This is a genomic window from Streptomyces sp. NRRL F-6676 (genome assembly GCF_000725625.1).
Taxonomy (GTDB): domain Bacteria; phylum Actinomycetota; class Actinomycetes; order Streptomycetales; family Streptomycetaceae; genus Streptomyces.
In genome coordinates this window covers 235,540-242,959 of record NZ_JOHS01000002.1, presented here as the reverse complement: position 1 = coordinate 242,959, position 7,420 = coordinate 235,540, and the positions used below count along the sequence as shown (strand labels likewise).

6 protein-coding genes are annotated in these 7,420 nt (G+C 71.4%); 1 reads left to right on the top strand and 5 read right to left on the bottom strand.

Annotated elements, in window-relative coordinates:
- Nucleotides 1–379: 379 nt before the first annotated feature.
- The gene (locus tag IO29_RS03355; protein ID WP_030377575.1) at nt 380–1,387 is read right to left on the bottom strand and encodes a stage II sporulation protein M; all 1,008 of its coding nucleotides are present in this window, start codon (nt 1,385–1,387) and stop codon (nt 380–382) included.
- Between the two features lie 139 nt (nt 1,388–1,526).
- On the opposite strand from IO29_RS03355, the gene IO29_RS03350 reads away from it, so the two are divergent.
- Nucleotides 1,527–2,537, top strand: coding sequence for an RDD family protein (locus IO29_RS03350; protein WP_030377574.1), 1,011 nt, complete (start codon nt 1,527–1,529; stop codon nt 2,535–2,537).
- A 45-nt stretch (nt 2,538–2,582) separates the two neighbouring features.
- Here IO29_RS03350 and IO29_RS03345 read toward each other — a convergent pair whose 3' ends face one another.
- From IO29_RS03345 to manA, 4 genes are all read right to left on the bottom strand, one after another.
- On the bottom strand, nt 2,583–3,197 hold the full coding sequence (locus IO29_RS03345) for a hypothetical protein (RefSeq protein ID WP_030377573.1): 615 nt from the start codon (nt 3,195–3,197) through the stop codon (nt 2,583–2,585).
- A gap of 144 nt (nt 3,198–3,341) precedes the next feature.
- Nucleotides 3,342–4,799 (bottom strand): adenosylhomocysteinase, encoded by a 1,458-nt coding sequence (gene ahcY / locus IO29_RS03340; RefSeq protein ID WP_030377572.1) that lies wholly within the window; start codon nt 4,797–4,799, stop codon nt 3,342–3,344.
- A gap of 299 nt (nt 4,800–5,098) precedes the next feature.
- Nucleotides 5,099–6,082 carry a cation diffusion facilitator family transporter gene (locus IO29_RS03335; RefSeq protein ID WP_030377571.1) on the bottom strand — a complete coding sequence of 328 codons (984 nt, stop codon included), beginning with the start codon at nt 6,080–6,082 and terminating at the stop codon, nt 5,099–5,101.
- A gap of 178 nt (nt 6,083–6,260) precedes the next feature.
- Nucleotides 6,261–7,412, bottom strand: coding sequence for a mannose-6-phosphate isomerase, class I (manA, locus tag IO29_RS03330; protein WP_030377570.1), 1,152 nt, complete (start codon nt 7,410–7,412; stop codon nt 6,261–6,263).
- Between the last annotated feature and the right edge of the window lie 8 nt (nt 7,413–7,420).

Sequence of the window (7,420 nt, the reverse complement as noted above, 5' to 3'; positions counted from 1 at the left end):
TCTCTCAGGCTTTCCTCCGGGCGCTTCCCTTCGGTCTTGCGTTTCCGACTCTATCAGACCGTTTCGCTGTCCGATTTCCTCGGTGCTTTCCAGGACTTCGCCCTTCCGAGCGCTTTCCTTTCCGGCGGTTCCGACTTTATCAGAGGTTTCGGGCCGTAATGACCGGCCGTTCGTTCTGAGCCATCGGAGGGTGGCTTCATCGAAGTCGAGAATTATCAACGTTTCGAGAAGCAGATAGTTTTCAGCTGGTTGCCGACCGGGTTTGACTCTGCCAACCCTGTTCCAGGCAACTGTTCGAATCTACCTCCCCGTTCGCTCCGTGTCAACGGAGGCGGTGGGGCGGAGAAGACAGTAGCAGCTCAGCGCGGGTGCCCGCACATCAGGCCGCGGTGGGGAGCGCTGCGCTCCGTCCGGTCTCCTCCAGGTCTCCCGTGTCGCCGGCGCGCGCCGCACGTCCGCCCAGGACGAAGACGTACGTCAGGAAGGCCAGCTCGGCGAGGATGCCGATGCCTATGCGGCCCCAGGTGGGCAGGCCGGACGGGGTCACGAAGCCCTCGATCGCCCCGGAGACGAACAGCACCAGGGCCAGCCCCAAGGCCATGCCGAGAGCCGCGCGGCCCTCCTCCGCCAGGGCGGTGCGGCGGGACCGTGGCCCGGGATCGATGAGCGTCCAGCCGAGCCGGAGCCCCGTACCGGCAGCCACGAAGACGGCCGTCAGTTCGAGGAGGCCGTGCGGGAGGACGAGGCCGAGGAAGGTGTCGAGCCGGCCGGCGGACGACATCAGGCCGAAGCCCACTCCCAGGTTGAGCATGTTCTGGAAGAGGATCCACAGGACCGGCAGTCCCAGGAAGATGCCGAGGACCAGGCAGAGGGCGGCGGCCTCCGCGTTGTTCGTCCACACCTGGGCGGCGAAGGCCGCCGCGGGATGGCTCGAGTAGTAGGTCTCGTACTCGCCGCCGGGCCGGGTGAGCTCACGCAGTTCGCTGGGCGCCGCGATCGTGGACTGCACCTCCGGATGAGTGCCGATCCACCACCCCAGGAGCGCGGCGACCGCCGTGGAGAGCAGCGCGGTGGGTACCCACCAGCGACGTGACCGGTAGACGGCGGCGGGGAATCCCGTCGTCAGGAAGCGGGTGATGTCGCGCCAGGAGGCGCGGCGGGTGCCCGTGACGGTGGCACGCGCGCGTGCCACGAGCCGGCTGAGGCGGCCGGTGAGCTGTGGGTCCGGGGCACTGGACTGGATCAGGGACAGGTGTGTGGCGGCACGCTGGTAGAGGGTGACGAGTTCGTCGGCCTCGGCTCCCGTCAGACGGCGCCGGCGGCGCAGCAGGGCGTCGAGGCGGTCCCATTCGGCGTGGTGCGCGGAGGCGAAGACGTCGAGGTCCATGGGTGTGCCGCTCCTCGTCCGTTCGTCCCGCGGTCAGCCGGTGCTCCGCCCCGTACGTCAGCTTGTCGTACTGCGGCGCGATCTGCTCTCAGCTTGGCAGACTGGCCGGAGGTGGGGTGGGCCAGGGAAGGAACGCGGTGTGAGTGAGCTGGTGACGGGCGAGGCCGTGGCGTTGGAGCTGCGGCCCGCGAGGCTGCCGAGCCGGGTGCTCGCGGTGGCGCTCGATCTGGTCGTGACGGTGGTGGCGTACATCGTTGTGATGGTCGTACTGGCACTTTCCGCGTCGGGGCTCGACGAGGCTGCGCAGATCGCCCTGTCGATCGCCGCGTTTCTGCTGGTGCTGGTAGGCGGGCCGATCGTGGTGGAGACGCTCAGTCACGGGCGGTCGCTGGGGAAGCTGGCGTGCGGGTTGCGGGTGGTGCGGGACGACGGTGGGCCGATCCGGTTCCGGCATGCCCTGGTGCGGGGTGCGATCGGAGTCGTGGAGGTCCTCATGACGTTCGGCGTCGTGGCCTGTATCGCCTCCCTCGTGTCGGCGCGGGGGCGGCGGCTCGGTGACGTGTTCGCCGGGACGCTGGTGGTGCGGGAGCGGATCCCGGTCGGGCGGACGGGTTTCGTGCCGCCTCCCCCGCCGTGGCTGGCGGGGAGGTTCGCCGGACTCGATCTGTCGGCGGTGCCGGACGGGCTGTGGCTGGCGGTGCGGCAGTACCTGACGCGGATGCCGCAGCTGGATCCGCGGGTGGGCTGGGGCATGGCGGAGCGGCTCGCGGGTGATCTGGCCGCGTGTACGGGTGCGCCGGTGCCGTCCGATGTGCCGCCGGCCGCGTTTCTGGCGGCCGTGATGTACGAACGTCAACTGCGGGAGGTGCGCCGGGCCTCCGGTGCGGCGACGGGGGCGAGGGCGCCGGGAAGCGGGCACCCTGCGGCCGTTCACCCGCAGCCGTATCCGGTCGCGCCACCCGTCACGGGCGCCGCTGTGGCTCCGGCGGCCTGGCAGACGGCAGCTCCGGTGACTCCGGCCGCTCCCCCACCAGCGGCTGCGACGCCTCCGCAGGCCGCCGCTCCCGCGTCTCCGCGAGTGCCGTCCGCCGACGCTGTGCGGGAGCCGCGGCCCGACCGTCCCGCCACCGGGTTCGTGCCGCCTGCCTGAGTCGGGCGCGCCCGGCGTGGGTCCGCTGTGCCGGCGGGACCGGGGTCAAGGGAAGACGGACGGTGGGGATTGCAGATCCTCCAGCTCGATGCCGGGGGCTTCGAGGACCACGTCGCCGGTGAGGTGGACGGTGTGCTGCTCGCCCGTGTCCAGGGCGGTGACCTGGTACTTCTCCACGGTCAGAGGGCCGTTGTCAGTGGCGTGTGCTTCTCTTTGGACCAAGGCCCAGGACTGGTCCACGGTGCGGGGGGCGAGGACCGGGTCCGTGAGTGCGACGAGGCGTACGCGCGTCGCGGAGGAAGAGGGGGTGAGGCGCAGGAGACGGGCGGTGGCGACGAGGAACGCCGGGGACGTGCCGGTGAAGGCGTGGGCGCGCACATTGCCTTCGGTGGCGTGGGTTCCGGTGGGGTCGGTGCGGACCCAGGTGATGCCGTCGAGGGCGGCGCCGCGGACCTGCCAGTCCGCCGCACGCAGTTCGAGCCGGATGGGGCGGCCCAGTTCGTCGAGGGCGAGGTCGACGGAGCCTGCGGGGTCGCCGGAGGGGGAGGTGCGTTGGGCGACGTAGCGCCAGCCGGAGGGGCCGGGCGCGCACTGGAAGTGTTCTTCGCCGAGGGAGGTGTGATCGTGCGGATCGTGGAGCGAATACCGGCCGCGGGGCATGGGGTTCCTGGGTCGTGAACGGGCTGGTGCGGCCGGAGGGCCGGACGGGCAGGCCCCCGTCACGGGGGTGCGGGGGCCTGCGCGCTCACCGGTACCGAGTCGCCGTCCGGCTGCCGTGCATGCCCGGCAGCCGGACGGTGGGGCTCAGTAGCGGTAGTGGTCCGACTTGAAGGGGCCGTCGACCTCGACGCCGATGTACGCGGCCTGCTCGGGGCGGAGCTTGGTGAGCTTGACGCCGAGCGAGTCCAGGTGGAGGCGGGCGACCTTCTCGTCGAGGTGCTTGGGGAGCACGTAGACGCCGGTCGGGTACTCGTCGGGCTTGGTGAACAGCTCGATCTGGGCCAGGGTCTGGTCCGCGAAGGAGTTGGACATCACGAACGACGGGTGGCCGGTGGCGTTGCCCAGGTTCAGCAGGCGGCCCTCGGAGAGCACGATGATCTTCTTGCCGTCCGGGAAGGTCCAGGTGTGGACCTGGGGCTTGACCTCGTCCTTGACGATGCCGGGGATCTTGGCGAGGCCGGCCATGTCGATCTCGTTGTCGAAGTGGCCGATGTTGCCGACGATGGCCTGGTGCTTCATCTTGGCCATGTCCGAGGCCATGATGATGTCCTTGTTGCCCGTGGTGGTGACGAAGATGTCGGCGAGGCCGACGACCTCGTCCAGGGTGGTGACCTGGTAGCCGTCCATCGCCGCCTGGAGGGCGCAGATCGGGTCGATCTCGGTGATGATCACGCGGGCGCCCTGTCCGCGCAGGGACTCCGCGCAGCCCTTGCCCACGTCGCCGTAGCCGCAGACGACGGCGGTCTTGCCGCCGATGAGGACGTCGGTGGCGCGGTTGATGCCGTCGATCAGGGAGTGGCGGCAGCCGTACTTGTTGTCGAACTTCGACTTGGTGACGGCGTCGTTCACGTTGATCGCCGGGAACAGGAGGATGCCGTCGCGCTGCATCTCGTACAGGCGGTGGACGCCGGTGGTGGTCTCCTCGGTGACGCCGCGGATCTCGGAGGCCAGCTGGGTCCACTTCTGGGAGCCGTCCGTGATGGTGCGGTGCAGGAGTTCGAGGATGACGCGGTGCTCGTCGGACTCGGCGGTGTCCAGGGCGGGGACCTTGCCGGCCTTCTCGTACTCGACGCCCTTGTGGACGAGGAGGGTGGCGTCGCCGCCGTCGTCCAGGATCATGTTGGGGCCGCCGGTGGGGCTGTCCGGCCAGGTCAGCGCCTGCTCGGTGCACCACCAGTACTCGTCCAGCGTCTCGCCCTTCCAGGCGTAGACGGGGATGCCGCGGGGGTTGTCGGGGGTGCCGTCGGGGCCTACGGCGATGGCGGCGGCGGCGTGGTCCTGGGTGGAGAAGATGTTGCAGGAGGCCCAGCGGACCTGGGCGCCCAGGGCGACGAGGGTCTCGATGAGGACGGCGGTCTGCACGGTCATGTGCAGGGAGCCGGTGACGCGGGCGCCGGCGAGGGGCTGGGCCTCGGCGTACTCCTTGCGGATGGCCATCAGGCCGGGCATCTCGTGCTCGGCGAGGGTGATCTCCTTGCGGCCGAACTCGGCCAGGGAGAGGTCGGCGACCTTGAAGTCCTGCCGGTTTTCGACAGTCGTCATGGTGTGCTGCTCCTCGGGATCGGATCGAGGTGGGTACGGCTGGTCTGCGCGGCAGCCCGTCGGCACGGCGGTGCCCGGGAGGGCACGGGTGTGCCCCGGGGCGTACGCGTGCCCGAGTGCGCGCAGCGCAGTCCGTCGGAGGCCCTCTCTCCCTCGGCCGGTCCGTGACGGGACCGCCCGACCGCCATCAGCAGCGACGTCTGGCTCGCCTCCAAGCTACACCGGGCTGCCGGGTGGGCCCCAGTCCGCGTCGGGGCGGGAGGGGCCGGTTCCGGCCGTGTGCGCGGCGCGCGGGTGGGTCAGTGGCCGGGGGCGTCGGTGGGGGTGGGACCGCCGGGGGTGGCCTCGCGGTCGGCGCCCCTGGCGGCCTCGGCCTCGCTGTAGATGTCCGGTTCGAGGTAGATGACGCGGGCGATGGGGACGGCGGTGCGGATGCGGGCCTCGGCGGCGTTGATGGCTGCGGCGACCTCGTCGGCCGTGTCGTCGTGCTGGACGGCGATCTTGGCGGCGACCAGGAGTTCCTCGGGGCCGAGGTGGAGGGTGCGCATGTGGATGACGCGGGTGACGGTGTCGCCGTCGACGATCGCGGCCTCGATCTTCCTGACCTCCTCCGCGCCCGCGGACTCGCCGAGGAGCAGGGACTTGGTCTCGGCGGCCAGGACGAGGGCGATCAGGACGAGGAGGACGCCGATGCAGACGGTGCCGATGCCGTCCCAGACGCCGTCGCCGGTGAGCAGGGCCAGGCCGACGCCGCCGAGGGCGAGGACGAGGCCGATGAGGGCGCCGAAGTCCTCCAGGAGGACGACGGGCAGTTCGGGGGCCTTGGCGCGGCGGACGTACTCGACCCAGGAGAGGGTGCCGCGGGTCTGGTTGGACTCCTTGATGGCGGTGCGGAAGGAGTAGCCCTCGGCGAGGATCGCGAAGACGAGGACGCCGACCGGCCAGTACCAGTGTTCGACGTCGTGGGGGTGGCTGATCTTCTCGTAGCCCTCGTAGATGGCGAACATGCCGCCGACGGAGAAGAGGACGATGGAGACGAGGAAGGCGTAGACGTACCGCTCGCGGCCGTAGCCGAAGGGGTGTTGCGGGGTCGCCTCGCGCTGGGCGCGCTTGCCGCCGACGAGGAGCAGGAACTGGTTGCCGGAGTCGGCGACCGAGTGGACGCCCTCCGCCAGCATCGAGGACGAGCCACTGAAGGCGAACGCCACGAACTTCGATGCCGCGATGGCGAGGTTGGCGCCGAGTGCCGCCACGATCGCCCTGGTGCCGCCTGACGCGCTCATGTGGTCGCGTTGTCCCTTCGTAACCGTCGTGGCCCGCGCCGACCGCCGGAGCCGTCGTGCGTGGCCGTCGTGGTCGCTCGTGCCGGGCTTTGCCCGTCCTTTGCCGGTGGGTCATTCTTGCAGCCCGGTGCGGCGGGGATGCGCCGGGCCGCCGAACCGCTCGCGGCCCGGCGGTGGTTCAGACGGCGACCGTGGCGCGGAAGAGAGTGCCGGGGCCGCTCACCCGGACCGTCTCGCCGGCCGGGACGAAGACGGAGTGGCCCGGCGTCAGGTCCTCGTCGCCCGCACGCACCGTGCCCGCCGTGCAGAGCAGGATCTGCGGGGCGGGACGGCTGAGGTCCTGCGGGGCGGCGCCCTCGGCCAGGACGTGGCGGGAGAGCCGGAACTCGTCGATGGGGGTCTCGTAGAGCTCCTCGCCGTCGGGGCCTGCCTCGGGGCGCAGTACGCCCGGGTCGCCGGCCTCGAAGCGGACGATGCGCAGGAGTTCGGGGACGTCGACGTGCTTGGGGGTCAGTCCGCAGCGCAGCACGTTGTCGGAATTGGCCATGATCTCGACGCCGAGGCCGTCGAGGTAGGCGTGCGGGACGCCGGCGCCGAGGAAGAGCGCCTCGCCGGGCTGGAGCCGTACGTGGTGGAGCAGCAACGCGGCGATGACGCCGGGGTCGCCCGGGTAGTGGTGGGCGAGGCCGGCGTACGGGGCGTAGGGGCCGGCGAGGCGGGCGCAGGCGGCGGCGGTCTCGGTGACCGTGCGGTGCATTTCGTCGGGGTCCGCGGTCAGGACGGCGGTGAGGACCTCGCGCAGGGCGGCGTCCTCGGGGTGGGCGCGCAGCAGGTCGGCGTACGGCTTGAGGGAGTCGACGCCGAGTCCTTCGAGGAGGGCGGCGGCCTCGGCCGGGTCGCGGAAGCCGCACAGGCCGTCGAACTCGGTGAGGGCGCAGATCAGTTCGGGCTTGTGGTTGGCGTCCTTGTAGTTGCGGTGCGGGGCGTCGATCGGGACGCCGCGGCGCTCCTCGTCCTCGTAGCCCTCCCTGGCCTGGTCGAGGTTCGGGTGCACCTGGAGGGAGAGGGGGGCGCCGGCGGCGAGGAGCTTGAGCAGGAACGGCAGCCGGGGGCCGAACGCCGCGACCGTCCGCTCGCCCAGTTCGCGCTCCGGGGCCTCGGTGATCACCTGGTCGAGGGGGCCGCGGGGGGTGCGGGAGGGGGCGCCGGGGTGGGCGCCCATCCACATCTCCGCCTGCGGCTCGCCGGTCGGCTCCTCGCCGAGCAGGGCGGGGAGGGCGGTGGTGGAGCCCCAGGCGTAGGGGCGGACGGTGTTGGTGAGGCGGTCCATGTGTGGTG

Coding starts and splice junctions, on each gene's coding strand:
- IO29_RS03355 (WP_030377575.1), bottom strand. CDS start 1,387: ATGGACCTCGACGTCTTCGCCTCCGCGCACCACGCCGAATGGGACCGC.
- IO29_RS03345 (WP_030377573.1), bottom strand. CDS start 3,197: ATGCCCCGCGGCCGGTATTCGCTCCACGATCCGCACGATCACACCTCC.
- ahcY (WP_030377572.1), bottom strand. CDS start 4,799: ATGACGACTGTCGAAAACCGGCAGGACTTCAAGGTCGCCGACCTCTCC.
- IO29_RS03335 (WP_030377571.1), bottom strand. CDS start 6,082: ATGAGCGCGTCAGGCGGCACCAGGGCGATCGTGGCGGCACTCGGCGCC.
- manA (WP_030377570.1), bottom strand. CDS start 7,412: ATGGACCGCCTCACCAACACCGTCCGCCCCTACGCCTGGGGCTCCACC.